The organism is Kribbella sp. NPDC003557, from assembly GCF_040610805.1.
Lineage (GTDB): Bacteria > Actinomycetota > Actinomycetes > Propionibacteriales > Kribbellaceae > Kribbella.
Map to the genome: position 1 here is coordinate 24,902 of NZ_JBEXMY010000003.1, position 24,653 is coordinate 49,554.

Below are 24,653 nucleotides of genomic sequence, written 5' to 3' on the forward strand. Positions count from 1 at the left end.
GCGTGGGCATGAGCCTCAGCCGACTCGCTGGACGGCGCCGAAGCGGTCGACCGTGACCTGGACCGCGGCCTGCCGGGCGTCGGCGACCTCGTTCTCCTTGAGCGTCCGGTCGGGCGCCCGGAAGCGCAGCGCGAACGCCAGCGACTTCTTGCCCTCGCCGATCTGCTCGCCGGTGTACACGTCGAACAGCCGCACCGACTCCAGCAGATCGCCCGCGCCCTCGGTCAGCGCCGCCTGCACGTCGGCCGCCGCGACCTCGGCCGGGACGATCAGCGCGACATCCTCCTTGGCCACCGGGTACGACGAGAAGGGGTGCGCCGTGACCGACTCCGGGCCCGCTGCGATCAGCGCGTCCAGATCCAGCTCGAGCGCACTCGACCGGGCCGGCAGGCCGAACGCCTGGCAGACCTTCGGGTGCAGCTCACCGGCGTGACCGACCACCGTGCCGCCGACCGAGAACTCCGCGCACCGGCCCGGGTGCCACGGCGCCAGCTCGGTGTTCTTCACGGCCGGCTCGACGCCGACCGCCGACGCGATCAGCCGCGCGATCTGGACAGCGTCGGCCCAGCCGGCCGGCCGGCCCTTGCCCCACCAGCCGGTCGGGGTAATGGATCCGGTCAGCACCACGCCGACGTGCAGCGGCTGGTCCGGGAGCGCGTCGTACAGCGACTGGACCTCGGCGTCGCTCGGCCGGTGCGCGACCGACGGAAGCGGCGCGGGCTTCGTCTCCGGCTTCGGGTGGAAGACCAGGCCGGTCTGGAAGATCGCCAGGTCGTTCGCGCCGCGGCCGACGTTGCGCTCGGCGGTCCGGAGCAGCGTCGCGAGCAGGGTGGTCTGCATCGACGGCTCTTCGTCGGACAGCGGGTTGACGAGCTTCACCGTCGTACGCCGGGTGTCGTCGGCCGGGATGCCCATGGCGTCGAAGTCGGCCGCCCCGGTGAACGGGTACGACACCACCTCGGTCAGCCCCGCACCGACCAGCGCCGTCGCCACCTTCCGCCGACGCTTCTGCGAAACCGTCAGCCCCTGCCCACCCGGCGCGGGCGGCAGTACGGACGGCACATTGTCGAACCCGAACAGCCGAATAACCTCTTCAGCAAAGTCGTTGGGGTCCCGCAGATCAGGCCGCCACGACGGCGGGGTGACGGTCAGCAGGTCATCGCCGGCGAGCTCCGTGCTCCCGAGTGTCGCGGTACCGACCTCGGTCAGCGAGGGAGCGTGCGCACCAGCTGCCAACGGAGCCGCAACCGCGTCGGTCGCCGCGGCCTCGACAGCGCAGCCGACCGAGCGCAGGTGGCGCACGGTCTCCTCGATGGTGATGGGGGCGCCGGCGACGCGTGCCGCGTGGTCGGCGCGCAGGGTGACCGGCTCGGGCCGGGCGTGGGTGTCGACGACGGTTTCGTCGGGGACAGTCGTGCCGCCGGCGTACTCGGACAGCAGGTCGGCGACGCGCTGGGCGGCGTACCGCGGCAGGTCCGGGTCGACCTCGCGCTCGAACCGGCGCGACGCCTCCGACGACAGCTTGTGCCGGCGCGACGCCCGCGCGATCACGATCGGGTCGAAGTGCGCGGCCTCGATCACCACGTCCGTGGTCGCCTCGGAGATCTCGGTCGACGCGCCACCCATCACGCCGGCGACACCGATCGGGCCCGAGTCGTCGGTGATCAGCAGGTCCTCGGCGTCCAGCTCGCGCGTCTGGTCGTCCAGCGTCATCAGCTTCTCGCCGGCGGTCGCCCGCCGGACCACGATCTCGCCGGACAGCCGCGCCTTGTCGTACCCGTGGATCGGCTGGCCGAGCTCGAGCATCACGTAGTTCGTGACGTCGACCCCGATCGAGATCGGCCGCATCCCGGACGCGAGCAGCCGCTTCTGCATCCACCGCGGCGACAGCGCCTTCGCGTCGATTCCGGTCACGGTCCGCGTGACGAACACGCTGCACGCGGCCGCGTCGTCCACCCGCACCGGATAACCGCCCGAGCCCGACCCGGTCAGCTCCAGCGCCGCCGGGTCCTTCAGCGGCACGCCGTACGCCGTCGCGGCCTCGCGCGCGACACCGCGGATCGACAAGCAGTACCCACGGTCCGGCGTCACCGCGATGTCGAGCACGTCGTCGCTCAGCGAGAGCAACTCGATCGCGTCGTCGCCCGGGGTGGCCTCGCCCGGCTCCAGCACGACGATGCCGTGCGTGCCGTCGTCGCCCAGACCGAGCTCGGCGCTCGAGCAGATCATGCCGTTGGAGACGTGCCCGTACGTCTTGCGCGCCGAGATCGCGAACCCGCCGGGCAGCACCGCGCCCGGCAGCACGACCACCACGAGGTCGCCGACCTCGAAGTTGTGCGCACCGCAGACGACCCACTGCGGCTCGTCCTTGCCGATGTCGAGCGAGCACCAGCGGATGGTCTTGCCGTTCTTCTGCGGCTCGTTCTCGTACGTCAGGACCCTGCCGACGACGAGCGGACCGGTCAGCTCGGACTCCTCGACGGTCTCCACCTCGAGACCGGCCCGGATCAGCTGCTCCGCGACCTGGCGGCCGGTGACGTCACCCGGCAGGTCGACGTACTCACGAAGCCATGACAGTGGGACCCGCATCAGATCTCCATCCCGAACTGGCGGCTGAACCGCACGTCACCCTCGACCATGTCCCGCATGTCCTCGACGCCGTTGCGAAACATCAGCGTCCGCTCCAGGCCCATGCCGAAGGCGAAACCGGAATACCGGTCGGTGTCGATGCCGCAGGCCTGCAGGACCCGCGGGTTGACCACGCCGCAGCCGCCCCACTCGATCCAGCCCTCGCTGCCACAGGTCCGGCACGGGCGGTCCGGGTTGCCGACGGACGCGCCGCGGCAGACGAAGCACTTCAGGTCCACCTCGGCCGACGGCTCGGTGAACGGGAAGAAGTTCGGCCGCAGCCGGGCCTCGAGGCCCTCGCCGAACATCGAGACGACGAAGTGGTCGAGGGTGCCCTTCAGGTGCGCGAGCGTGATGCCCTCGTCCACCACCAGGCCCTCGACCTGGTAGAAGACCGGCGTGTGGGTCGCGTCCAGCTCGTCGGTGCGGAACACCCGGCCCGGGCAGATCACGTAGATCGGCGGCTTGCGGGTCAGCATCGAGCGCGCCTGCACCGGCGACGTGTGCGTGCGCAGCACCTTGCCGGAGCCGGCCGGCTCGACGAAGAAGGTGTCCTGCATCTGCCGCGCCGGGTGGTCGGGCTGGAAGTTCAGGGCGTCGAAGTTCAGCCACTCGGCCTCGACCTCGGGACCCTCGGCGACGTCCCAGCCGAGCGCGGTGAACACGTCCGCGACCTGCTCGGAGATCAGCGACAGCGGGTGCCGCGCGCCGAGCTCCGGGGTGTGCCACGGCAGCGTCACGTCGACACGCTCGGTGTCCAGCATCCGCTCCTCGTGCTCGGCCTCGAGCACCGCGAGCCGGGACGCGAACGCCTCGTTGATCGCCTTCCGGGCCGCGCCGATCCGCTGCCCGGCCTCCTTGCGGGCCTGCGGCGGCAGCGCGCCGATCTCCCGGTTGGCCAGCACGATCGGCGACTTGTCGCCGAGATGGGTGGACTTGGCCTCCTGCAAGGCGGCCAGATCGGCCGCCCCGGTAAACGCCGTCAGCGCCTCGTCGCGGGTCCGCTCCACCTCTTCGGCGTGCAGCGGCGTCACTTCGACCGGGTCGTAATCAGTGTTGGGACCGGACATGGCTCGCTCTCGGGTTGGTACGTCTGCGGATTGCAGTCTAGAAACCCCAGCCCCAAGACCGTGAATCGGCCGTCCACAACCCCGCTCGGTCAGCCCAGCCGATGCCGCGCGCGGCCCACTCCGATCAGGATGGTGAGGGCGGCCAGGAACGCGCCTACGCCGATGGGGAGGTAGAAGGACGGGTCGTTGACGGCGCCGGGTGGGGGGAGCCAGTCGGGCTGGCCTGCGCGGGGTTCGGCGCGGAGGAGGAAGACTGCGCCGGCCAGGTCGTACACGACCGCCAGGACGAGCGTCGCGATCGCGAGGGCCCGGGCCCATTTGAGGACGAAGCGATTCCCCCGCGACCGTCCCGCCAGCATGGCGCCGAGGGCCAGGGGAGGTAGCAGGAACAGGCACGTCACGGTGACGTTGGCGAGCATCTGGTAGTCAGGCACGACTCTCCTGGTGGATCGAGCGCACCGACCAGGCGAGGGTGAGCAGGCCCACCACAGGATGAAAAGACGGACGGTGGCGGATCTGGAGGTCCGCCGACCACAGGTGGATCCGGGTCGGCAGGTCGATCAGCCACCGTCGCGTCATACCCGCATGCTGTCAGTGAACTGGGTCGTCCACCGGCTGGACGGCGTCCGGCACCTTCTTCTCGCCCTTCGGAAGGATCGCGAGGGCGACGACCGCCCCGGCGACCGCGCCGATCGCGCCGACGGTCATCGCGATCGACATGGCGTCGACGAAGGCGTGCTTGGCGGCGGCGAGGAAGTCCGGGCCGAGCGCGAGCGTGTCCGCGATCGACTTGCGCGCTTCCTCCGGGACGGAGTCCGGCAGGGCCGAGGAGTACGCCGCGGCGAGCACGCTGCCCAGGACCGCGACCGACAGCGCCGCGCCCGTCTGCTGGACGGTGTCGTTCATCGCCGAGCCGACACCGCGGTGGTCCGGCGGAACGGCCTGCATCAACAGCGTGTACGCCGCCGGGCCGGCCAGGCCGCCGCCGACGCCCATCACCAGCAGGCCGACGATCAACAGCCCGTACCCGGTCGAGTCGGACACCTGCGTCAGGATCGCGAAGCTGCCCGCGATGATCAGCAGACCCAGCGCGATCAGCGTCCGGTCGGCGATCTTCTTCCCGAGCGTCGCGCCCAGACCGTTGAAGAGCGCCGCGGACACGGCGTACGGGATCAGCGCGAGCCCAGCCTTCAGCGGCGAGTACCCGAGCGCGAACTGCAGGTACTGCGTCAGCGCCAGCAGCAACCCGCCCGCGGTGAACGACAGCAGCACGATCGACAGACTCGTCCCGCTGAACCGCCGGTCCTTGAACAACGCCAGCGGCACCATCGGGTGCGCGCTCCGCTTCTCCCACAGGGCGAACCCGGTCAGCGCGACCACACCGACCACCAGCGCGCCGAGCACCCGGGCGGATCCCCAGCCGTGCAGCGGGATCGACACGATCGCCCACACGACGGACGCCATCCCGACGATGGTCAGCACCGCGCCCACCGGGTCGACGTCGCGGGCCGGGCCCTTCGACTCCGGGATCAGCGCCAGCGTGCCGATGATTGCCAGCATCGCGATCGGCACGTTCAGCCAGAAGATCGAGCCCCACCAGAAGTGGTTCAGCAGCACGCCGCCGACCGTCGGGCCGGCCACCACGCCCACCATCGCCACCATCGACCAGCCCGCCATCGCCTTGCGCTGCTCGTCCGGCGGGAACACCGTGAACAGCAGCGACAGCGTGCTCGGCATCAGCAGCGAGCCGCCGACACCCATCAGGCCGCGGCAGGCGATCAGCTGCCACGGGTTCTGCGCGAGCGTCGCCAGCAGCGACGCCACGCCGAAGACGACCAGTCCGAGCAGCAGCATCTTCCGGCGGCCGAAGCGGTCGGACAGGCTTCCGGCGGTCAGCAGCAGCCCGGCGAAGGCCAGGATGTACGCGTCGATCACCCACTGGATGTCCGCGGGCGTCGCGCCCAGGTCGCGCATCAGGGACGGGATCGCCAGGTTCAGGACGGTGTTGTCGACGACCAGCACCATCAGGCTCAAGCACAGGATCAACAGGATCCACCAGCGACGAGGGTGCCCCTCGGTGGTGGACTCGAACGGTGTACTAGTCACTCGCACACTGTACGACTATCTCGAACGGTGTGCGAGTCCTTTGTAGGATGGTCGGCATGAAGGACTGGATCTGGACCCGGGAGCGCAAGGCCTCCCCCGCCCGGGAGACGCTCAGCCGGGAGCAGATCGTGACCGCCGCGATGGCGATCCTCGACACCGACGGCGTCTCCGGGCTGAGCATGCGCAAGCTGGCCGCGAAGCTCGATGCCGGCGCGACCAGCCTGTACTGGCACGTGCCGACCAAGGACGACCTCGTCGACCTGCTGATCGACGAGGTCTGGGGCGAGATCGACGTCCCCGAACCCGAGCTGGCCGGCTGGCGGGCCGGGGCGTTGCTGTTCGGGCACAGCCTGCGGTCCGCCGTCCTGCGGCACCCCTGGCTGCCCGAGGTGATGTACACCCGCCCGAGCATCGGCCCGAACGCGATGTCCCTCGGCGAGCGCGGCCTGGTGCTGTTCGGCGCCGCCGGGTTCTCCGACCACGAGATCGACCTGGCGATGGGCAGCGTGATGTCGTACGTGCTCGGCACGGTCAGCGCCGAGGTCGCGACCCGCGAGATGGTCCGGAAGTCCGGCCGCTCGGAGGAGACCTGGGTCAGCGAGATGCTGGAACAGGCGCAGGCCGTCGCGAACGACTACCCGAGCATGCAGGAGTCGGTCCGCCGCCGTACGTCGGCCACCCTCGACACGAGCCTCACCGAGAACTTCGTCTTCGGCCTCGACGCCCTCCTCGACGGCCTTGAGTCCCGCGTCAAACGCTGACCGGGTAGATCGGGTTCGTCCAGGCTCGGCGGCCGGTCGCGTCTTCGACTGTGATGCGGTGGTGGGTGGTGCGGAAGAAGGTCAGGGGGAAGGTGGCCTCGGTGAGGTCGGTGCCCTCGACGTATTCGGCGCTGGGGTGGCCGCCGGTCAGGAGGATCTTGGTGGCGGGTGAGCAGTGGACGGTGATCGTGTCGCCTTCGACGCGTACGTCGTGCAACTCGGGGCCGGTGCTCGAGTAGAAGTGGCCGGCCTTGAGGGCGGTCAAGAGGGTGTCCGGTTCGAGGGTTTCGGCGCGGACGTGGACCCAGGCCTGGCACGGTGGCGGGTCCTGGGGTTGTAGGTGGGCGTCGTCGGCGGCGTACGTCGTGAGGCGGTGGCCGCGGTTCAGCAGGACGTCGGCGAGGTGCCAGCTGTCGCCGCGGTGCTCGCGGTCGGACAGGGCGTTGTAGACCTCGATCGAGTGCGCAGCATCCAGGCTCTCGGCGTCCGCGGCGGTCAGGAGTGAGGCTGCTGGGTGGGCCATACCGACGAAGGCACCGGCAGCCCGTGCTCGGCGGGCCAGCTCCGGCCCGGTTTCGGTCGGCGTCGGCGCCGCGAAGTCCAACGGCAGCCCGGCGGCGACGATGTGCCAGGCCTGCCCGGCCTCGGTGCGCGGCGCGTGCAGCTCGGCGCCGATCAGTGTCGTGAAACCCTCCGACCGCAAGTCCCGGGTGTCGGTCACCGGGAACCCGTACTCCGGGCGGAAATGGTCGGTGATCGCGACGAAGTCGTACCTGGCCTCGCGGTACACCTGCACCGTCTCCGCCGGCGACAGTCCCCCGTCCGACACGTTCGTATGCGTGTGCAGGTTGCCTCGCCAGAACCGGCCCGGGAGATGGAAGGTCATCGACGTTGGGCCCGGGCCGACGCGTACAGGCAGATGGCCGCGGCGGTTGCCAGGTTGAGGGACTCGGCGCGGCCGTAGATCGGGACCTTGACCGAGTGGTCGACCAGCGCGTCGATGCCGTCCGGCAGGCCGTGGGCCTCGTTCCCGAACAGCCACACGGTGGGTTTCGCGAGGGTGCCGTCGTCGATGCAGGTGTCCAGGTCGGTCGCGCCGTACCCGTCGGCGGCGAGCACCTGCAGCCCCTGCTCGCGCCAGGTGCGCACAGCCTCGACGAGGTCGACGTCCGTGCTGATCGGCACGTGGAAGATGCTGCCGACGCTGGCCCGGACCGCCTTCGGGTTGTGCGGGTCGACGGACTCCGACGTCAGGACGACGGCGTCGGCGCCGGCCGCGTCCGCCGTCCGGATCAAGGTGCCGACGTTGCCCGGGTCGCGGACCTGGACGCCGGCGGCGACGAGCTGCAGGGAGCCGGCCGGCAGCGGAACGGTCACCAGGGAACAGACCGCGACGACGCCCTGCGAGGTGACGGTCTCGCTCAACGCCTCGACGGCGGCGCGATCGACCTCGAACCACGGGACCCCGGCGGTCACGGCGAGGTCGTGGAGGTCGCGATGCCGGGCCGCGACGGCCGGCTCGGCGTACACCTCGACGACGAGCTCGCGGTGCTCGAGCGCTTCGCGGACGGCCTGCGGGCCTTCGACCAGGAAGCGTCCGGTCTTGCGCCGGAACGCACGAGTGGCGAGCCGCCGAGCCTGCTTGATCCGCGCGGATTGCGCGGTCAACAGACCGGGACTCGCCACGTCGCAGCTACGGGTGTTGCTCAGGCCGCGTCGGTCTTCGGCGCGTTCACGTCCGCCGGCAGGGCGGCCTTGGCCACCTGCACGAGCGCGGAGAACGCGGCCGGGTCGTTGACGGCCAGGTCGGCGAGGATCTTGCGGTCCACCTCGACCTCGGCCAGCCGCAGGCCCTGGATGAAGCGGTTGTAGGTCAGGTCCTCGGCGCGGACCGCGGCGTTGATGCGCTGGATCCACAGCTTCCGGAAGTCGCCCTTGCGCGCCTTGCGGTCACGGTAGGCGTAGACGAGCGAGTGGGTGACCTGCTCCTTGGCCTTGCGGTACAGCCGCGAGCGCTGGCCGCGGTAGCCGCTGGCCTGCTCGAGTACGACCCGGCGCTTCTTGTGGGCGTTGACTGCCCGCTTCACGCGTGCCATGAGGTGTTACTCCTTGTATTTCTGCGCCGGAGCCGGACGGAGTCCACTCGGCGGGGGATGTTCGGGGGGTTTGGGGTGCTCAGATGCCGAGAAGCTTCTTGGCCTTCTTCACGTACGCCGGGGCGACCTCGACGGTGCCGGACAGGCGGCGCTTGCGCTTCGAGGTCTTCGCCTCGGCGAGGTGGCGGACACCCGTCTGCTCACGACGGATCTTGCCCGACCCGGTCACCCGGACCCGCTTCTTCATCCCCGAGTGGGTCTTCATCTTCGGCATGGCTGTTTCAGCTCCTGATTGTTTCTTCGTTGACTCGAACTTCGGTGTGACAGGCTCCGGCCCTCACGAGCCGGAGCGGAACGTCACTCCGGGTCGAGGTTGTCGGCCGGACCCTTCGGCTTCTTGGTGACACCGGCGGCACGCTGGGCCTCGTGGGCCTGAGCCTGCTCGGCGCGCTCCTGGCGCTCCGCCTGCTCCTCGGCCTCACGCTCGGCCTTCCGCTGCGCCTTCTCGGCTTCCACGTCCACGCGCGCTTCGGACTTCTTCTTGTGCGGTCCGAGCACCATGATCATGTTCCGGCCGTCCTGCCGCGGCGAGGACTCGACGAAGCCGAGCTCGCTCACGTCCTCGGCCAGCCGCTGCAGCAGCCGGAAGCCGAGCTCCGGCCGGGACTGCTCACGACCGCGGAACATGATGGTGATCTTGACCTTGTCCCCGGCCTTCAGGAACCGCACCACGTGACCCTTCTTGGTCTCGTAGTCGTGCGGGTCGATCTTCGGCCGCAGCTTCATCTCTTTGATGATGGTGTTGGTCTGGTTCCGGCGGGACTCGCGCGCCTTCTGCGCGGTCTCGTACTTGTACTTGCCGAAATCCATCAACTTGCAGACCGGAGGCCGTGCGGTCGCCGCGACCTCGACCAGGTCGAGGTCGGCCTCCTGGGCCAGCCGCAGTGCGTCCTCGATCCGGACGATGCCTACCTGCTCACCGTTCGGTCCGACCAGCCGCACCTCGGGAACGCGGATGCGCTCGTTGACGCGCAAATCAGTGGTGATGGGTCCTCCTGGGTTGAACTCGTACTGGATGCCACCTCGCGATCGCCGCGAACCTTCCCGGGAAACGCGAAAGGCCCTCGTGCGATCACACGAAGGCCCAATTCCCAGAGGTACGACGTCCCCACCCTGGCGGGCTGGTACGCCGTACTGTTGACCGGGACCCGCCGACTGTTCATCGACTGGGTGGGAGGTGGCCCTCCGCTTGGACTCGAACGGCCGGCGGCCCTGAAGTATTCCGCTCAGGGGTCACCAACAGACCGAGTCGGTCGCCGTGCAAGAGTAGCAGCATGACCGACGCAGATGCCACTTCACCGTCCCCCGACCCGCTCGCGACCGCCTCCCGCGACATCGCCGAGGTCCCCGCCGTGGAGATCATCTCCACCGCCGCGCTGCACCTGATGAGCGCCGCCGCCGTCAACCTGGGCCTTGCCGCGGACCTGCCCGACCACAAGGACCTGGACGAGGCCCGCTCGCTGATCGACTCGCTGGCCGGCCTGCTGGACGCGGCCGCACCCGCACTCGGCCACCACCACGCCGCTCCGCTGCGCGACGGCCTGCGCTCCCTCCAGCTCGCGTTCCGCGAGGCCAGCAGCATCCCGGACGAGCCCGGCCAGGGCCCCGGCGAGAAGTACACCGGCGCGGTCTTCCCCTCGGCGACACACAGATGACCGAAGGGTGACGCAAAGGTCTTGAGCTTGAGCGCGGTCCAGCTCCTAGCGTCGGGGAGATGGACTACAGGAACCTCGGAACAACCGGCCTGAAGGTCAGCGAGCTCTGCCTGGGCGCGATGATGTTCGGCGACCGGACCGACGAGCAGGACAGCCGGAAGATCCTGCAGACGTTCACCGACGCCGGCGGCACGTTCATCGACACCGCCGACGTGTACGGCGCGGGCGCGTCCGAGGAAGTGCTCGGACGCTGGCTGAAGACCCAGCGCCGCGAGGACTACGTCATCGCGACCAAGGTCTTCGGGCGGATGGGCCCGCGGCCGACGGAGCAGGGCCTGTCCCGTAAGCACGTTCTCGACGCGGTCGACGCGAGCCTGCGCCGTCTCGGCACGGACTACATCGACCTGTACCAGCTCCACCGCTGGGACGACAGCACTCCCCTCGGCGAGACCTTGTCGACGCTGGACGGCCTCGTACAGGCCGGCAGGGTCCGCTACATCGGCGTCAGCAACTTCAGGGGCTGGCAGCTGCAGAAGGCGGTCGACCTGTGCGCGCAGAACGGCTGGCAGCCGCTGGCCAGCCTCCAGCCGCTCTACACGTTGCTGGACCGCTCCCCCGAGTGGGAGCTGCTGCCGGTCTGCCGGAACGAAGGCCTCGGCGTGATCACCTGGTCACCCCTGCGCTCAGGCTGGCTGTCCGGAGCGTTCAAGCGCGGCATGACCGCTCCGCCCGCGAACAGCAAGGTGGCCACCCCCGGTACGCACGACTGGGACCGGTACGCCAACGAGCACACCTGGCACGTCATCGACGAGCTGACCGCCGTGGCAGCCGAGACCGGCCGGACGCTTCCCCAGGTCGCGGTCCGCTGGCTGCTGCAGCGCCCCGATGTGACCGCACCGATCATCGGTCCGCGGACACCGGAGTACCTGGACGACCTGCTGGGCGCCGCGGAGTTCACCCTGGCCCCGGAGCACCAGGAGCGTCTCGACACCGCCAGCCGGCCGGAGCCGGTGCCTTATCCCTACTTCTTCGACTGACCGTCTTGGGCGCTGTAGTAGGCGATCTTGTCGTCCAGCACGCCGAGCGCGAGGTTCATCTTCGCAACCTCGTCGCGCAGCCGGGAACGGTGCTCCTCGAGCAGCTCGACCAAGCCGGTCGGGCCGCTCGAGCGGTCCCGCATTCGGCCCATGAACTGCTGCAGGTCGCTGATCCCCAGTCCGGCGTTGCGCAGGCAGACCAGGAGCCCGACCCAGGCGACGTCGTGGTCGCTGTAGACCCGGTGGCCCGTGGTGGTCCGCCGTACCGGACCGAACAGTCCCAGGCGTTCGTAGTAGCGGAGAGTGTCCAGGCTCAGACCGGTGCGCTCGGACGCCTCGGCCGGTGCGTACGTAGTCATGCCTTCCATCCTCTGCCCCGGAGTGCACTCCAGGTCAACTACGGTCAGGTGTCGTGACTCTCGACGGCGTACCTGCTCCAGTGGCGAAGCTCGACGCACAGCAGTTGCTGCGAGACGTCAACGACGCCACCGGCGCGGGACTCGAGTTCCGCGGGCAGGCTGCGGCGGGCGAGGTCGGGGCCGCGTTCGTGCGCTGGCCGGACGGGCGGGACGGCGTACTCACCCGCGGCTTCGGCTCGGCGGCCGACCTACGGCGTACGGCGGACGCCCTCGACGCGGCGCGGCGGGATGGGCTGCCCGTCCCGCAGTACGAACTGCTGGCCGAGCTGCCGGACTGCGTGGGCGTCGTGCAGGAGCGCCTGCCCGGGCGGGTGCCGCAGACCGTCGACCGGGCGCTGCTGGAGTCGATGATCGCGCTGACCGACGAGTTCACCGGCCGGGGCGGCGACCTGCCGGTCCCGTCGATGTACCTGCTGGAGAGCGGCCCCGGCTTCTGCCTGCACGAGTCACTCCAGCGGTACGACGACCGCACGCGGAAACTGCTGGACCGCATCCGCGAGGTCGGGCGCGACGAGCCGGGCGGCATGGCCGGCGACGACCTCGTGCATCTCGACTTCCACACCGGCAACGTGCTGACCGACGCCGGGCGGATCACCGGGATCGTCGACTGGGACGGGATCGGCCGCGGCGACCGCCGGTTCGCCCTGGTCACGCTGCGGTTCGACGCGCACGTACGGCTCCCCGGCGCGGACCTGACCTGGTTCGACGACCTCCTGGAGACCAGGCTCGAACCAGCCGTCCTGCGGCTCTACTGGGCCCACATGACGCTCCGCCTGGTCGACTGGTCCATCCGCCACCACACGCCCGCCGACACCACCCGCTGGCTCGACTTCGCCGAGCCGCGGGTGGCGTGAGCACCCCGGTCAGCCCTTGACGGCACCTTCCTCGACGCCCTTGAAGAAGAAGCGCTGGAGGGTGGCGAAGACGATCACGATCGGGATGAACGCGATCATCGTGCCCGCCGCGATCAGCCGCGGGTTGTTGCTGAAGGTGCCGGACAGGTACTGCAGGCCGACGGTCAGCGTGTACTTGTCCGGGTCGGTCAGCACGATCAGCGGCCAGAGGAAGTCGTCCCAGGCGCCGATGAACGCGAAGATCGCGATCACGCTGATCGTCCCGCGCACCGACGGCAGGCCGATGTACACGAACCGCTGCCACGCGTTCGCGCCGTCCACGATCGCGGCCTGGTCGACCTCGAGCGGCAGCGCCCGGAACGCGTTGTACATCAGCAGCACGTTCAGCGCGCCGATCATGCCCGGTAACGCCACCCCGAACAACGTGTTCGCCAGCCCGAACTCCCGGACCGTGACGTACTGCGAGATGATCGTGACCTCGCCCGGCAGGACCAGTGTCGCGAGGAACAGGCCGAGGACGATCTTGCGGCCGCGGAACTGCAGCCGGGAGATCGCGAACCCGGCCAGTGACGCGCCGACGATGTTGCCGCCGACCACCAGGAACGCGACCACGAGCGAGTTCCGCGCGTAGTCCCAGACCGGGATGGTGTCGGTGACCGCCTTGTAGTGGTCGAACGTCGGTTGCGCCGGCAGCAGCCGCGGGATCCGGGTGTAGATGTCCTCCCCGGATCCCTTCAGCGACGTCGACAGTTGCCACAGGAACGGCCCGATCGTGATCAGCAGTACGAACACCAGCAGGACGTACCGTGCGACCTTCTCCCGCGGCGAGACCGAGTTGAACCCGAACGATCCCTTCCGGCGCGGCGCCGGGTCGGTCTTCGGGGCCTGCGTCGGCCGCTCGGTTACTGTGGTCATGCTTCCGCTCCCCGGCGGTTGAGACGGGCCAGCACCAGCATCGGCACGACCGTGACGAAGAACAGCACGATCGACAACGCGGACGCGTACCCGAGGTTGCCCTCGAAGCCCTGGCTGTACTGCTGGATCAGCATCACCACCGAGTTGTCCCGGCCGCCCGGTCCGCCCTTGCCGCCGCTCAGGATGAACAGCTCCGAGAAGACCCGCAGCGCGGACACCGAGATCAGGATCGAGATCAGGATCATCGTCCCGCGGACGCCCGGCACGGTCACGTGCAGGAACCGCCGCAGCGGCCCGGCGCCGTCGACCGCGGCCGCCTCGTGCAGCTCCCGCCCGACGTTCCCGAGAGCGGCCAGATAAATGATCATGTAGTACCCGAGCCCCTTCCAGATCGTCAGGCTGATGGCACTGAGCAGCAACAGCCACTGGTCGGACAGGAACGGCAGCGGCCCGGAGATGACGCCGAGCTTCTCGGCCAGCCCGTTGACCAGGCCGCGGTCGTCCAGGATCCACTGCCAGATCAGCGCCACCACGACCGCCGACGCCACCACCGGCGTGTAGAACGCGGTCCGGAAGAACGTGATCCCGGGCAGCTTCTTCTCCACCAGCACGGCCAGCAGCAGCGGCAGGACGGTCAGGAACGGCAGGCAGACCACCATGTAGATCACGCTGTTCAGCAGCGCCCACCGCAGCTGCTCGTCGTGCAGCAGGGTCTCGAAGTTCTTCAGGCCGACGAAGGTCCCGCCACCCAGCGGCTTGGCGTTGGTGAACGACAGGATGACGGTGTTGATCGACGGCCAGAGGTTGAAGACCAGCAACCACGTGAGTGCTGGGATCACCAGCACCCACGGGGTGAACCACCGGTTGGAACGCATCACTGGGTGAGCAGCTGGTTGGCCTTGGCCACTGCGGCGTCGAGTGCGGCCTGCGAGGAGATCTTGCCGGAGATCGCCAGCGAGATCTGCTGCCCGATGAAGTCGTTGGTCGCACCGCTGATCACCGGCGGCTGCAGCACCTTGGCCTTGGCCAGCGACTCGAACGCCAGCACCTTCGCGTCACTCTCCGGCGTGCCGTCGGACTTCGAGAAGTACGGGTCGGACGCGGACGCCTTGGTGGACGGGAAGATGTTCACGATCTTCGCGAACGCGGCCTGGTTCTCGGCGTTGGTGACGAACCGGGCGAGCGCGATCGCCGCGGCCTGGTTCTTGGTCTTGGACGAGACCGACAGCCCCTGCACGTACAGCGGCGGGGTGTCCAGCGCCGGCGAGGGAACGACCTTGCCCTTCAGCGACGGGTTGTCCTTGTTGAAGTCCTGGATGGCGTTGCCGCCGCCGGTGGTCCAGGCGACCTTGCCCTGGGTGAAGAGCTTGGAGTTGCCCAGGTACTCGTTGGTCAGGATGTCGCGCGGCATGTACCCGGCCTTGTAGGCGTCGCGGTACTTGTCCAGCAGCGCGGCGGCCTCGGGGGTGTTGAAGACGAACTTCTTGCCGTCGTCGGACAGGATCTTGACCCCGGCGTTGGTGAAGTCGCCGATGCCCGGCAGCCGGCTCATCAGGTATTCCTTGCCGCCGGTCTTGTCGTGCATCGTCTTCGCGGCGGCGAGCAGCTCGTCGAAGGTCTTCGGCGGGTTCTTCGCGTCCAGGCCGGCCGCGGCGAACTTGGTCGCGTTCCAGTAGTCGATGTCGGTGTTCAGGTACCACGGGTAGCCGAAGGTGCCGTCCATGCCCTGGTACTGGTACGCCTGCACGCCGCCCTCGACGTACTCCTCGGTGATCTTGGGGTCCGCGGCGGCGACGTCGAGCAGCATGTTCTGCTTGGCCAGCGACAGCGCGAAGTCCGGCGGGAGGTTCGTGACGTCCGGGAGCTGGCCGGCCGACGCCTGGCTCAGCACCTTCTTGTCGTAGCCGTCGCCGGGCTGGTCCAGCCAGGTGACGTGGGTGCCCGGGTACTTCGCCTCGAACGCCTTGATCACGCCTTCGACGTACGAGGTGAACTTGGGCTTCAGCGCCCAGGTCTGGAAGCTGACCTCACCGGTCACCTGGGCGTTCGCGTCGACGGTCGGCTTGGCGCCGCCGCTGCCGCCGGAGTCCTCGGAACCGAGGCCGCATCCGGCGAGGGTGAGAGCGGCCGCGGCAAGACTGACCACGAGCGCCGAACGGCGTCTACGCATGGGATCTCCTGGATTTGATAAACCGGTATAGCTCCCGAACTATCCACATCGTAGAATCCGCTGTCAAGGGCAGGAGGTACGAGATGGCGAGACCTACGATCGCGGACATCGCGACCAGGGCCGGGGTGTCCAAGGGCGCGGTGTCGTTCGCGCTGAACGGACGGCCCGGGGTCAGCGACGCGACCCGCGAGCGGATCCTGAAGATCGCCGAGCAGATGAGCTGGCGGCCGCACAGTGCGGCGCGAGCGCTCGGCGCGTCCCGGGTGGACTCGGTCGGCATGGTGATCGCGCGGCCGGCCCGCACGCTCGGCGTCGAGCCGTTCTTCGCGCATCTGCTGTCCGGCGTCCAGTCGGGGCTGTCCGCGGAGTCGATCTCGCTGCAGCTGCTGATCGTCGAGGACACCGCGGCCGAGATCGAGGTGTACCGGCGGTGGGCCTCGGAGCACCGGGTCGACGGCGTGATCCTGGTCGACCTGACCGTGAAGGACCCGCGGGTCGACGAGCTGAAGGCGCTCGAGCTGCCGGCCGTGGTGATCGGCGGCCGCGGCGGCAAGGGCGCGCTCGCCTCGGTCTGGGCCGACGACCGCGACGCGATGCTGTCGATCGTGGAGTACCTGGCCGCGCTCGGCCATCGCCGGATCGCCCACGTGGCCGGGACGCCGAACTTCCAGCACACCCAGCGCCGGATCCGCGCCGTCCGCGACGCCGCGCCCCGGCTCGGACTGCTCGACGCGCCCTCGCTGACCACGGACTTCAGCGACGCGGAGGGCGCTGCGATCACCCGCAAGCTGCTGTCCCAGCCGGGCCGCCCGACGGCGATCGTCTACGACAGTGACGTGATGGCGGTGGCCGGGCTCGGGGTCGCGATGGAGATGGGCGTGTCGGTCCCGGGTGACCTGTCGATCGTCGCGTTCGACGACTCGATCCTCACCCAGCTGATGCACCCCGCGCTGACGGCGCTGTCCCGCGACACCTTCGACTTCGGCCGGCAGGCGGCCGAGGTGCTGCTCGAGACCATCGCGGAGCCCGGCACGGTGATCAACCGCCGGACCGCCGATCCCGTCCTCACCGTCCGCGAATCCACCGCACCCCCCAGCTGACCCCTCCGGTCCCCCGCACCCCCGCCTGGGGCAACCCCCCCAACTCAGGGCATGCCCACTCAGCCGGAGGGTTGCCCCCTCAGATTCTTGGTAGGCAACCCTCCAACTCAAGAGGCAACGGGGGGTGCAGTTGCTGTTCGAGCCTAAACCGATTTAGCATCCTCCTCATGGCTTTGGAGACCGTCGTGCCCAGGTTCGGTGCGAACTACGTTCCGTCGGCGGGATGGTTCTACAGCTGGCTGGACTACGACGGCGACGCGGTCCGGCGGGACTTCGCCGACCTGGCCGCGATCGGCCTCGACCACGTCCGGGTGTTCCCGGTCTGGCCGTGGATCCAGCCGAACCGGGCGATCATCCGCGAGCGGGCGATCGCCGACCTGCTGGACACGATCGACGCGGCCGCCGAGCACGGGCTGGGTGTCGCGGTCGACCTGATCCAGGGCCACCTGTCCAGCTTCGACTTCCTCCCGTCGTGGGTGCTGACCTGGCACAAGAGCAGCCTCTTCGAGGACAGCACGGTCCGCGACGGACTCACGGCGTACGTCGACGTCGTGGCCCGCGCGGTCGCCGCGAAGCCGAACGTCTTCGCGATAACGCTCGGCAACGAGGTCAACAACCTCTGGCCGGACAGCCCGACCACGCCGGCGGCCTCGACCGCCTGGGCGCAGGAGCTGCTGGCCACGCTGAAGAAGGCGGCGCCCGAGGTCCTCGCGCTGCACTCGGTCTTCGATGACGCCTGGTACCAGGGCGACCATCCGTTCCACCCGGCCGACGCGGTGGACCTCGGGGATCTGACCACTGTCCACTCGTGGGTTTTCAACGGGGTCTCACGAGTGGACGGTCCCCTCGGTCCGGCCACGCTGACGCACGCGGACTACCTGATCGAGCTCGCGAAGTCGCTCGCTCCGCAGCGGCCGGTCTGGCTGCAGGAGATCGGCGTACCGGGGCCCGACATCCCGGTCGACCTGCAGGCGGAGTTCACCCGCCGGACCGTCGAGCTCGTCCTCCCGAACCCGGCGCTGTACGGCGTGACGTGGTGGTCCTCGCACGACATCGACCGCCGCCTGCTCGACTTCCCGGACCGCGAGTACGACCTCGGCCTGTTCACCGTCGGCCACCAGCGCAAGCCGGCCGCCCAGGCGCTCGCGGACGTGATCGCAGACGTCAGGGCGAACGGCGTACCAGAGCAACCCGCCGTGACCACGCTGACCGCGCCGATCGACCTCCGCGCCGAACCCGGCCGCCGCGCGGAAGTTGCCCCCGGCAGCGAATTCCACCTGCGCTGGGTCGCGGCCCGCGCCGACGGGCCGGTCCGCATCGCCCTGCCCTAGCCGGTCCGCGTGATCAGGACCTCGATACCGTCGAGGATCCTGGCCAGCCCGAATTCGAGGTCGTCGTCGAGCTCGTCCTCGTACTCGTGGTCGAGGTACAACGCGGTCAGCGTCGGGTAGCCGCCCTCGATCAGCCGCGGCACGAGGAACTTGCCGACCTGCTCGGCCTGGACCGGCGTGTTGTCGCTCGCGCCGAGCTGACGGGCCATGGCCGCGTAGTTCCGCGCCCAGCCGTCCAGGAGCACCAAGCAGCCGAGGTTGTCATGCTGGCTGAGTCCTGTCTCGGCGAGCGCCGCGAGCATCGCCTCGACCCAACGCAGCAGGTTCGGAGTGACGGGCGCGCCCCGGATCGGGATGTCGAGCAGCCACGGGCGCTCGGCGTACAGCTCGACCTGCGCGTCGACCCACGCGATCGCCGCCGCGCGCCAGCCGGCCGGTAGCTCGGGCGGCAGGCCCACGGCCTTGTCGTGGACGAGCACGATCAGCTCTTCCTTGGACCGCAGGTAGCGGTACATCGCGTTCGTGGTGACGCCGAGGTGCGCCGCGATCCGCTGCAGCGAGACCGCCTCGAACCCGTAGCGGTCGCCGAACTCGATGCCGGTGGCCACGATCTGCTCGATCGACAGCGCCGGCTTCGGCCCGCGCCGCTGCCCCGGCAGGACGCCCCAGGACAGCTCGAGCCCGGGCGGCAGAGGGTCGGTCATACGTTCATCGTGACAGGGGTGGTAGCACCACCCGGGAACGGGTCCTGAGCACCGGGCGGCCTAACTGTGCAATCCCTACGCTTTTAGCTATCGGAACCCGCTGAAAGGACCACGACCATGAACACGCTGCTCGAGCCCCTGCTGACCCCCGACCAGGTCACGCTCACCGACGCCGACCGGCGCGCGGCGATCTCCAAACTGGAAAGCGCCGTACGGCAGGCCGCGCTGACCCCGTCCCAGGCGAGCGACCGGCAGGACCGCGTGCTCGCCGCCCGGACCCGCGGCGAGCTCCGGATGATCCTCGCCGGCGTCGCGGACGCGATCCCGCCGCGCGGGCTGACCACGGCGCTCCGGGTCGTGACCGGCGTCTGGCTGGTCACCTGTGTGGTGCAGTTCGTGGTCTGGGCGTCGTTGGCGATGTTCGGCCACTTCGACAGCCCGTGGTGGCTGTGGTCGGACCTGGGTCTGGGTGCGGTCGTCGCGATCCTGTGGTGGACGAACGAGTCGTACCACCGCAAGTCCGACGTGCTGGTCACCCGGTGAACTACTCGGTGACCTCGATCCAGGCGTAGCTGCCGTCCTCCAGCCGCACGACCTGGAGGCCGGCGGCCAGGCGCCGTACGTCGTCGGTCTCGATCACGCCCGCGGCCGGGCCGGCGATGTCCAGCACGATCGCGGCCGCGCCCTCCTGGACCGCCGCGGTGGCGACCAGCTGTGCCTGGGCCGGCATCGGGCGCGCGTCCGGACTCCAGCGGGCCAGACTCTCGGTGCCCGTGAACGCGAGCAGCGCGTTCCGCCCGTCCTGTCCCTGCAGCAGCGCGACGGCCATGTCCGACGTCTTGTCGTGCGCGAGCCCCTTCTCGTCGTACTCCACCTCGCCGAGCATGGCCACGACCGGCACCAGTAGCCGCGCCTTGGTGAGCGCCGCCAGCACCGCTCCTTCGTCGCGCGTGGCGAGCGCCTGCGCCAGCGCCGGATCGGCCGACCCGTCGTCGTTGTCGAACCCGGTGAACGCCAGTCTCCGCTGTGGTGGTTGCACGGCTCCATTGTCCCCGGACCGCGGTTTCAGGGGTGCGTCAGGGCTCTTCCCCTCTTGGATCGCGGTCCAACTGTGCGAGCCTGGGTATGTGCCTGACTTCAACGATTTGACGCTGCTGCCGTTCTGCGTAGGCCTCACGCTGCTCGGTCTGATCGGCTCGTGGGCCGCCTGGCGGCGCCGCGGGGTGGCGGCCGGCACACGCGGTGTGGCCTGGTCCCTGCTGCCGGTCTCGCTGTACCTGACCGGGCTGTTGGAGCTGGTCTGGGACGTGGTCCGCTCCACCGTGAGCTGGGTCACCCACCTGATCTTCTCGCCGAGCGTGTGGGCCGGTGTCGCGCTGTTCGGCGTCTCGGTCGTGCTGTACGTCGTCTCCGGTGTGGCCCGCGGCCGCGGTGGGAACCAGAAGGCAGAGAAGGCACAGAAGAAACCCGCCTCGCCCGCGGGAGAGCTGACGTCCACGGGCCCAGCGCCCGCGTCAGCCACCACCGCCAAAGCTGCGAAACCGTCAAAGGGGAAGGCGAAGCAGCAGGAATCGTCGGAGTTCGACGAGATCGAGGACATCCTGAAGCGCCATGGAATCAACTGACAAGGCCCTTGACCAAGGCCCTACGCCCCTGACCATCGACTCACTGCTGGACAACGTCCAGGCCGGCTCGCCCCGACTGGGCCGGACGCATCTGATCGGCATCGACGGACCGGCCGGCTCCGGCAAGACCACCGTCGCCGCCCATGTCGAGGCCCGCGCGAAGCTGCGCGACCTGAACACGTACGTCATCCACATGGACGACCTGTACGACGGCTGGACCGGAGCCGAGCGTGGCTTCGCCCTGCTCCGCGACCACGTCCTGCAGCGGCTGGCCGACGGCCGCGAGGGCCGGTACCGGCGCTACGACTGGCACCAGGGCGCGTACGCCGAGCTGCACGTCGTCCCGAACACCGTCGACCTGCTGATCGTCGAGGGCGTCACCGCCTGCGACCGGGATGCGGCGCACTGGCAGTCGCTGCGCGTGTGGGTCGAGACGTCGAACGAGGTCCGGCTGGATCGCGGCATCGACCGCGACGGCGAGGCCCTGCGCGACCACTGGCTCGAGTGGATGCGCTGGGAGCGCGACCACTTCGCCGAGCAGGCCACCCGCTCGCGCGCCCACGTCATCGTCGACGGCAACCCGTCGACGCCCTTCGACCCCGCGCTCGAACTGGTTGCCACGTCGGTGGCGCTACCGCCTCACGACTCAGCCGCGTCCTGACGGCCGTCCCACGACCACCGCGTGACGGCCTGGCCGTCGTCGATGTCCTCGCTGTTGTGCCGGTACATCGTGTTGAAGGTGGTCCAAGCGAAGTAGTCGTGCATGACCGACCGGACCCGCTCGTCGTCGATGCCGGCATCGGCCAGCGCCGCGTCGAAGCAGTCGATCGCGCGATGGTTCATCTCGTCGTGCTCGCCGTTGCCCGCGTGGCGGCGCTGCACTGACGCCTCGCTGCCGTAGGACTCGGTGTAGACGGGCGGGCCGCCCAGGGCCTCGCCCCAGTACGCCGCCAGCCGCTCGGTGTGGTCCGGCCGGACCCCGCCGTGGAAGGCGTGGCTGACGATCTCGTCCGCCATCACCCGCTCGTGCCACGCGGCCGCGAGCCGCATCATGGCGTCGGCCCCACCCGCCGCTTCGTAGACGCTCTCCATGACGCCCCATCCTGGCCGCGGCCGAGCACCACTGACAACCGTCAGGCGTCGGGTTCGAGCTGAGCCAGCCGGCGCCGGACGTGCTCGCGCTCCGGCTCCGAGCCCGCCAGGGTGAGCGCGTGCTGGTAGGCCGCGGACGCCTCCGGCACCCGGCCGAGGCGGTGCAGCAGGTCCGCACGCGCCAGTGCGTACGGATGGTAGTCCTGGAGCCGGGGCTCGTCGGCCAGCTCGTCGAGGAGTTCGAGGCCGGCGGCGGGCCCGTCGCGGAGTGCGATCGCGGCGGCGCGGTTCAGCGCGACCACCGGCGACGGGTCGAGCTCCAGCAGGACGTCGTACAGCTGGACGATCTGCGGCCAGTCGGTGCCGGCGAAATCGGCCGCCTCGTCGTGCAGGGCGTTGACGGCAGCCTGGACGGCGTACGGACCGGGCGGACCGCCGGTGAGCGCGACGACAGCCAGGTCACGGCCCTCGGCGATCACGTCGTGGTCCCAGAGGCCGCGATCCTGGTCCTCGAGCAGGACGATTCTCCCGTCCGGGCCGGTACGGGCGTCGCGGCGGGCGTGGATCAGCAGCATCAGGGCGAGCAGGCCGGTGACTTCGCGCGCGTCGGGGAGCAGCCGGTGCACGATGCGGGCCAGGCGGATCGCCTCCTCGGCGAGGTCCAGGCGCTGCAGGTACGGCCCGGCGCTCGCGGCGTACCCCTCGGTGAAGACCGAGTAGATCACCTGCAGTACGCCGGGCAGCCGCTCCGGCAGCTCGTCCGGCCCGGGGACCCGGAACGGGATCCGCGCCTCCCGGATCTTCTTCTTCGCGCGGACGATCCGTTTGGCCATCGTCGCGGTCGGGACCAGGAACGCCCGCGCGACCTCCGGCGTGGTCAGCCCGGCCAGGCAGCGCAGGGTCAGCGCGCCGCGATCCTCCGGGGCGAGCGCGGGGTGCGCGCAGGTGAAGAACAGCTGCAGCCGCTCGTCGGGCAGGTCGTCGCCGGCGGCCTGCGGCGCGGCGCGGTCCGCCTCGACCTGGAGGATCGCGAGTTTCGCGGCGTACACCTGGTCGCGCCGGAGCCGGTCGACCGCCTTCCGCCGGGCCGTGGTCATCAGCCAGCCGCCCGGGTTCGGCGGGACGCCGTCGACAGGCCAGCGGGTCAGCGCCGCCTCGATCGCCTCCGACGTGACCTCCTCGGCCAGGTCGAGGTCCCCGAAGCGCCGGGCGAGCGCGGCCAGCAGCCGGCCGCGCTCCTCCCGGAAGACCGCCTCGACCTGGTTCATCAGAAGTCGGCGACCGGTCGGACGATCACGGAGCCGCCGCCCCGCGACCCCGGGCACTTGGCGGCCCAGTCGAGCGCGACGTCCAGGTCCGGTACGTCGATCACGTAGAACCCGCCGAGCACCTCCCGGGTCTCCGCGAACGGCCCGTCGGTGACCGTGCGCCGGCCGTCGTTGGCGACCTCGAGGCGGGTCGCGGTGACCAGATCGGCGAGCGACTCGGACGCCACCACCACGCCGGCGTCCTGGATCTCCTTGTCGAACCGCATCCAGTCCTCCGGCTCGCACCCCACCGGCGCGTCCTGCAGGTCCAGCTCACCGGCGTTGATCAGCAGCATGTACTTCACGTCGTACCTCCTGTCAGCGTGTCTACAGCATCACCACGAATGGGGTCGCCCCCGATGGACACCGATAATGAAGTCATGAGTGTTTTGCCTTCCGGTGAGCAGTGGGTCCTCCGCGGCGGCGGGTACGAGGCGGTCGTGGTCAGTGTCGGCGGCGGGCTGCGCGAGCTGACGTACGACGGGCGGCCCGTCCTGCTCGGGTACGCCGAGGACGAGTCGGCGCATGCCGGGCTCGGGCAGCACCTGTTTCCCTGGCCGAACCGGATCACCGACGGGCAGTACACGTTCGACGGCGCCGACCAGCAGCTGTCCCTGACCGAGCCCGCCCGGCAGAACGCGATCCACGGCCTGACCCGCTGGGCCAACTGGACCCGCGCCGACGACGGCTCGGACCCGGCTGTTGTCGTGGCCACCCACCGCCTGCACGGCCAGCCCGGCTACCCCCAACAGCTCGACCTCCGCCTCACCTACCAGCTCACGGACCGGCTGACGGTGACGGCAACCGCGACGAACATCGGCAGGGCGTCGGCGCCGTACGGCTATGGAGCCCATCCGTATCTGACCGTCGGACGCCCGATCGACGAGTGCGTCCTGGAGTTCACCGCGGCCGATCGTCTGGAAGTGTCGGCGGACCGGATGTCTCCCGTCGGCCTCACGCCGGTCGACGGTACGCCGTACGACTTCCACGGCGGGCGGCTGATCGGGGCGACCTCGATCGACAACGCCTTCACCGGGCTGGACGGCGAGTGGTCCGTCTCGCTGACCGATCCGGACAGCGGCGCGCGGGCCGTGCTGACGGGCGACACCCCGTGGATGCAGCTGTTCACCGGCGAAGCGGTCGGGCGTGCGGCACTCGCGGTCGAGCCGATGACCTGCCCGCCGGACGCGTTCCGCAGCGGCCAGGACCTCGTCGTACTTCAGCCCGGCGAGTCACACACGACTAGTTTTCAGGTGTCCGTCTAGGACCCGCGCCGTGCTCGCGGGCGACCGCCGCCAGTTGCTTGGCGGCCCGTGTCGCCCGCGCGCCCTCCGCGGCCTGGACCGCGAGGATGCCGATCCGGTTGTCGTCGGCATCGAAGAGCTGCAGCCAAGCGTCCCCCGGCCGGAACCGCAGCGCGGTGACCTCCGACCAGGGCAGCGTGTACGACTTGAACACGTTCCGGATCCGCAGCCGGTCCGGGTACGCGGTCACCCGCAGCGTCGACATCCGGTACAGGATCCAGAGCACCGCGCCGAAGAAGGCCAGCAGCGTGAGCCGCTGGAACCAGTCGAACAGGGCCCGGTCCTCCGGCGACAGCCGGAACCAGATCACCCCGAACACGGCGATCAGCGACAACCCCATACCGGCCGCCATCGCCGCCACGATCCGTGGATGGAAGACGAACAAGCTGTCGGTCGACGCGGACATGGCGGCGGCGGGT

General features: G+C 69.9%; 30 protein-coding genes. 10 read left to right on the top strand and 20 right to left on the bottom strand.

What is annotated here, in order from left to right; all coding sequences use genetic code 11:
* Positions 1-15: 15 nt before the first annotated feature.
* The 5 genes from pheT to ABZW60_RS11950 form a co-directional block, all read right to left on the bottom strand.
* A complete protein-coding gene (pheT, locus tag ABZW60_RS11930) occupies positions 16-2,589 on the bottom strand; it encodes a phenylalanine--tRNA ligase subunit beta (RefSeq protein WP_355475929.1) in 2,574 nt (857 codons plus the stop codon).
* Positions 2,589-3,698 (bottom strand): phenylalanine--tRNA ligase subunit alpha, encoded by a 1,110-nt coding sequence (pheS, locus tag ABZW60_RS11935; protein WP_355475931.1) that lies wholly within the window; start codon positions 3,696-3,698, stop codon positions 2,589-2,591. The genes pheT and pheS overlap by 1 nt, the downstream gene beginning before the upstream one ends.
* Positions 3,699-3,787: 89 nt before the next feature.
* The gene (locus ABZW60_RS11940; protein ID WP_355475933.1) at positions 3,788-4,132 is read right to left on the bottom strand and encodes a hypothetical protein; all 345 of its coding nucleotides are present in this window, start codon (positions 4,130-4,132) and stop codon (positions 3,788-3,790) included.
* Entirely contained in the window at positions 4,125-4,277 is a 153-nt protein-coding gene (locus ABZW60_RS11945; RefSeq protein ID WP_355475935.1) for a hypothetical protein, read from the bottom strand. Before ABZW60_RS11945 ends, ABZW60_RS11940 begins: the two co-directional genes overlap by 8 nt.
* A 12-nt stretch (positions 4,278-4,289) precedes the next feature.
* Positions 4,290-5,804 (bottom strand): MFS transporter, encoded by a 1,515-nt coding sequence (locus ABZW60_RS11950; RefSeq protein WP_355475937.1) that lies wholly within the window; start codon positions 5,802-5,804, stop codon positions 4,290-4,292.
* Positions 5,805-5,860: 56 nt separating this feature from the next.
* Here ABZW60_RS11950 and ABZW60_RS11955 point away from each other — a divergent pair, with 56 nt between their 5' ends.
* Positions 5,861-6,565 (top strand): TetR/AcrR family transcriptional regulator, encoded by a 705-nt coding sequence (locus ABZW60_RS11955; protein ID WP_355475939.1) that lies wholly within the window; start codon positions 5,861-5,863, stop codon positions 6,563-6,565.
* Here the strand turns inward: ABZW60_RS11955 and ABZW60_RS11960 are convergent.
* From ABZW60_RS11960 to infC, 5 genes are all read right to left on the bottom strand, one after another.
* On the bottom strand, positions 6,555-7,451 hold the full coding sequence (locus tag ABZW60_RS11960; protein WP_355475941.1) for a CehA/McbA family metallohydrolase: 897 nt from the start codon (positions 7,449-7,451) through the stop codon (positions 6,555-6,557). The two genes, ABZW60_RS11955 and ABZW60_RS11960, sit on opposite strands and share 11 nt — an antisense overlap.
* On the bottom strand, positions 7,448-8,251 hold the full coding sequence (locus ABZW60_RS11965; RefSeq protein WP_355475943.1) for an RNA methyltransferase: 804 nt from the start codon (positions 8,249-8,251) through the stop codon (positions 7,448-7,450). The genes ABZW60_RS11960 and ABZW60_RS11965 overlap by 4 nt, the downstream gene beginning before the upstream one ends.
* A gap of 20 nt (positions 8,252-8,271) precedes the next feature.
* Positions 8,272-8,661 carry a 50S ribosomal protein L20 gene (rplT, locus tag ABZW60_RS11970; RefSeq protein ID WP_131296281.1) on the bottom strand — a complete coding sequence of 130 codons (390 nt, stop codon included), beginning with the start codon at positions 8,659-8,661 and terminating at the stop codon, positions 8,272-8,274.
* Positions 8,662-8,740: 79 nt separating this feature from the next.
* Positions 8,741-8,935 carry a 50S ribosomal protein L35 gene (gene rpmI, locus ABZW60_RS11975; RefSeq protein ID WP_184842517.1) on the bottom strand — a complete coding sequence of 65 codons (195 nt, stop codon included), beginning with the start codon at positions 8,933-8,935 and terminating at the stop codon, positions 8,741-8,743.
* An 83-nt stretch (positions 8,936-9,018) separates the two neighbouring features.
* A complete protein-coding gene (gene infC, locus ABZW60_RS11980; protein WP_355475946.1) occupies positions 9,019-9,696 on the bottom strand; it encodes a translation initiation factor IF-3 in 678 nt (225 codons plus the stop codon).
* Positions 9,697-9,995: 299 nt separating this feature from the next.
* Between infC and ABZW60_RS11985 the strand changes: the two genes are divergently transcribed.
* Entirely contained in the window at positions 9,996-10,376 is a 381-nt protein-coding gene (locus ABZW60_RS11985) for a DUF1844 domain-containing protein (RefSeq protein ID WP_355475948.1), read from the top strand.
* Positions 10,377-10,435: 59 nt separating this feature from the next.
* The gene (locus ABZW60_RS11990; RefSeq protein WP_355475950.1) at positions 10,436-11,413 is read left to right on the top strand and encodes an aldo/keto reductase; all 978 of its coding nucleotides are present in this window, start codon (positions 10,436-10,438) and stop codon (positions 11,411-11,413) included.
* Here ABZW60_RS11990 and ABZW60_RS11995 read toward each other — a convergent pair.
* Positions 11,398-11,772, bottom strand: coding sequence for a MerR family transcriptional regulator (locus ABZW60_RS11995; RefSeq protein ID WP_355475952.1), 375 nt, complete (start codon positions 11,770-11,772; stop codon positions 11,398-11,400). The genes ABZW60_RS11990 and ABZW60_RS11995 overlap by 16 nt on opposite strands.
* Positions 11,773-11,825: 53 nt before the next feature.
* Between ABZW60_RS11995 and ABZW60_RS12000 the strand changes: the two genes are divergently transcribed.
* Positions 11,826-12,686, top strand: a complete 861-nt coding sequence (locus ABZW60_RS12000; RefSeq protein WP_355475954.1) for a phosphotransferase — start codon at positions 11,826-11,828, stop codon at positions 12,684-12,686.
* 9 nt (positions 12,687-12,695) lie between these two features.
* On the opposite strand, the gene ABZW60_RS12005 is transcribed toward ABZW60_RS12000, so the two are convergent.
* Genes ABZW60_RS12005 through ABZW60_RS12015 form a run of 3 tightly spaced genes read right to left on the bottom strand, consistent with a single transcriptional unit; the run spans position 12,696 to position 15,771 of the window.
* Positions 12,696-13,601 carry a carbohydrate ABC transporter permease gene (locus ABZW60_RS12005; RefSeq protein ID WP_355475956.1) on the bottom strand — a complete coding sequence of 302 codons (906 nt, stop codon included), beginning with the start codon at positions 13,599-13,601 and terminating at the stop codon, positions 12,696-12,698.
* A complete protein-coding gene (locus tag ABZW60_RS12010; RefSeq protein ID WP_355475958.1) occupies positions 13,598-14,476 on the bottom strand; it encodes a sugar ABC transporter permease in 879 nt (292 codons plus the stop codon). The genes ABZW60_RS12005 and ABZW60_RS12010 overlap by 4 nt, the downstream gene beginning before the upstream one ends.
* Positions 14,476-15,771: a sugar ABC transporter substrate-binding protein gene (locus ABZW60_RS12015; protein WP_355475960.1), complete on the bottom strand. Its 1,296-nt coding sequence runs from the start codon at positions 15,769-15,771 to the stop codon at positions 14,476-14,478. The genes ABZW60_RS12010 and ABZW60_RS12015 overlap by 1 nt, the downstream gene beginning before the upstream one ends.
* A gap of 83 nt (positions 15,772-15,854) precedes the next feature.
* Here ABZW60_RS12015 and ABZW60_RS12020 point away from each other — a divergent pair, with 83 nt between their 5' ends.
* Entirely contained in the window at positions 15,855-16,871 is a 1,017-nt protein-coding gene (locus tag ABZW60_RS12020) for a LacI family DNA-binding transcriptional regulator (RefSeq protein ID WP_355475962.1), read from the top strand.
* Between the two features lie 167 nt (positions 16,872-17,038).
* Positions 17,039-18,202, top strand: coding sequence for a glycosyl hydrolase (locus ABZW60_RS12025; protein WP_355475964.1), 1,164 nt, complete (start codon positions 17,039-17,041; stop codon positions 18,200-18,202).
* Here ABZW60_RS12025 and ABZW60_RS12030 read toward each other — a convergent pair.
* Entirely contained in the window at positions 18,199-18,906 is a 708-nt protein-coding gene (locus ABZW60_RS12030; protein WP_355475966.1) for a TetR/AcrR family transcriptional regulator, read from the bottom strand. The genes ABZW60_RS12025 and ABZW60_RS12030 overlap by 4 nt on opposite strands.
* A gap of 117 nt (positions 18,907-19,023) precedes the next feature.
* On the opposite strand from ABZW60_RS12030, the gene ABZW60_RS12035 reads away from it, so the two are divergent.
* Positions 19,024-19,449, top strand: a complete 426-nt coding sequence (locus ABZW60_RS12035; protein WP_355475968.1) for a DUF1707 domain-containing protein — start codon at positions 19,024-19,026, stop codon at positions 19,447-19,449.
* A 1-nt stretch (position 19,450) separates the two neighbouring features.
* Here the strand turns inward: ABZW60_RS12035 and ABZW60_RS12040 are convergent, their stop codons facing one another.
* Positions 19,451-19,945 carry an SseB family protein gene (locus ABZW60_RS12040; RefSeq protein WP_355475970.1) on the bottom strand — a complete coding sequence of 165 codons (495 nt, stop codon included), beginning with the start codon at positions 19,943-19,945 and terminating at the stop codon, positions 19,451-19,453.
* An 88-nt stretch (positions 19,946-20,033) separates the two neighbouring features.
* On the opposite strand from ABZW60_RS12040, the gene ABZW60_RS12045 reads away from it, so the two are divergent.
* Together ABZW60_RS12045 and ABZW60_RS12050 are read left to right on the top strand one after the other, a co-directional pair.
* Positions 20,034-20,531, top strand: a complete 498-nt coding sequence (locus ABZW60_RS12045; RefSeq protein ID WP_355475972.1) for a hypothetical protein — start codon at positions 20,034-20,036, stop codon at positions 20,529-20,531.
* Positions 20,518-21,192 (top strand): hypothetical protein, encoded by a 675-nt coding sequence (locus tag ABZW60_RS12050; RefSeq protein WP_355475974.1) that lies wholly within the window; start codon positions 20,518-20,520, stop codon positions 21,190-21,192. The genes ABZW60_RS12045 and ABZW60_RS12050 overlap by 14 nt, the downstream gene beginning before the upstream one ends.
* On the opposite strand, the gene ABZW60_RS12055 is transcribed toward ABZW60_RS12050, so the two are convergent.
* Genes ABZW60_RS12055 through ABZW60_RS12065 form a run of 3 tightly spaced genes read right to left on the bottom strand, consistent with a single transcriptional unit; the run spans position 21,171 to position 23,226 of the window.
* Positions 21,171-21,623 (bottom strand): group II truncated hemoglobin, encoded by a 453-nt coding sequence (locus ABZW60_RS12055; RefSeq protein WP_355475976.1) that lies wholly within the window; start codon positions 21,621-21,623, stop codon positions 21,171-21,173. The two genes, ABZW60_RS12050 and ABZW60_RS12055, sit on opposite strands and share 22 nt — an antisense overlap.
* Before the next feature lie 41 nt (positions 21,624-21,664).
* Positions 21,665-22,891, bottom strand: a complete 1,227-nt coding sequence (locus ABZW60_RS12060) for an RNA polymerase sigma factor (protein WP_355475978.1) — start codon at positions 22,889-22,891, stop codon at positions 21,665-21,667.
* The gene (locus tag ABZW60_RS12065; protein ID WP_355477597.1) at positions 22,891-23,226 is read right to left on the bottom strand and encodes a YciI family protein; all 336 of its coding nucleotides are present in this window, start codon (positions 23,224-23,226) and stop codon (positions 22,891-22,893) included. Before ABZW60_RS12065 ends, ABZW60_RS12060 begins: the two co-directional genes overlap by 1 nt.
* A gap of 84 nt (positions 23,227-23,310) precedes the next feature.
* On the opposite strand from ABZW60_RS12065, the gene ABZW60_RS12070 reads away from it, so the two are divergent.
* Positions 23,311-24,195, top strand: a complete 885-nt coding sequence (locus ABZW60_RS12070; RefSeq protein WP_355475980.1) for an aldose 1-epimerase family protein — start codon at positions 23,311-23,313, stop codon at positions 24,193-24,195.
* Here the strand turns inward: ABZW60_RS12070 and ABZW60_RS12075 are convergent.
* The gene (locus ABZW60_RS12075) at positions 24,173-24,640 is read right to left on the bottom strand and encodes a PH domain-containing protein (RefSeq protein ID WP_355475982.1); all 468 of its coding nucleotides are present in this window, start codon (positions 24,638-24,640) and stop codon (positions 24,173-24,175) included. The two genes, ABZW60_RS12070 and ABZW60_RS12075, sit on opposite strands and share 23 nt — an antisense overlap.
* Positions 24,641-24,653 lie beyond the last annotated feature (13 nt).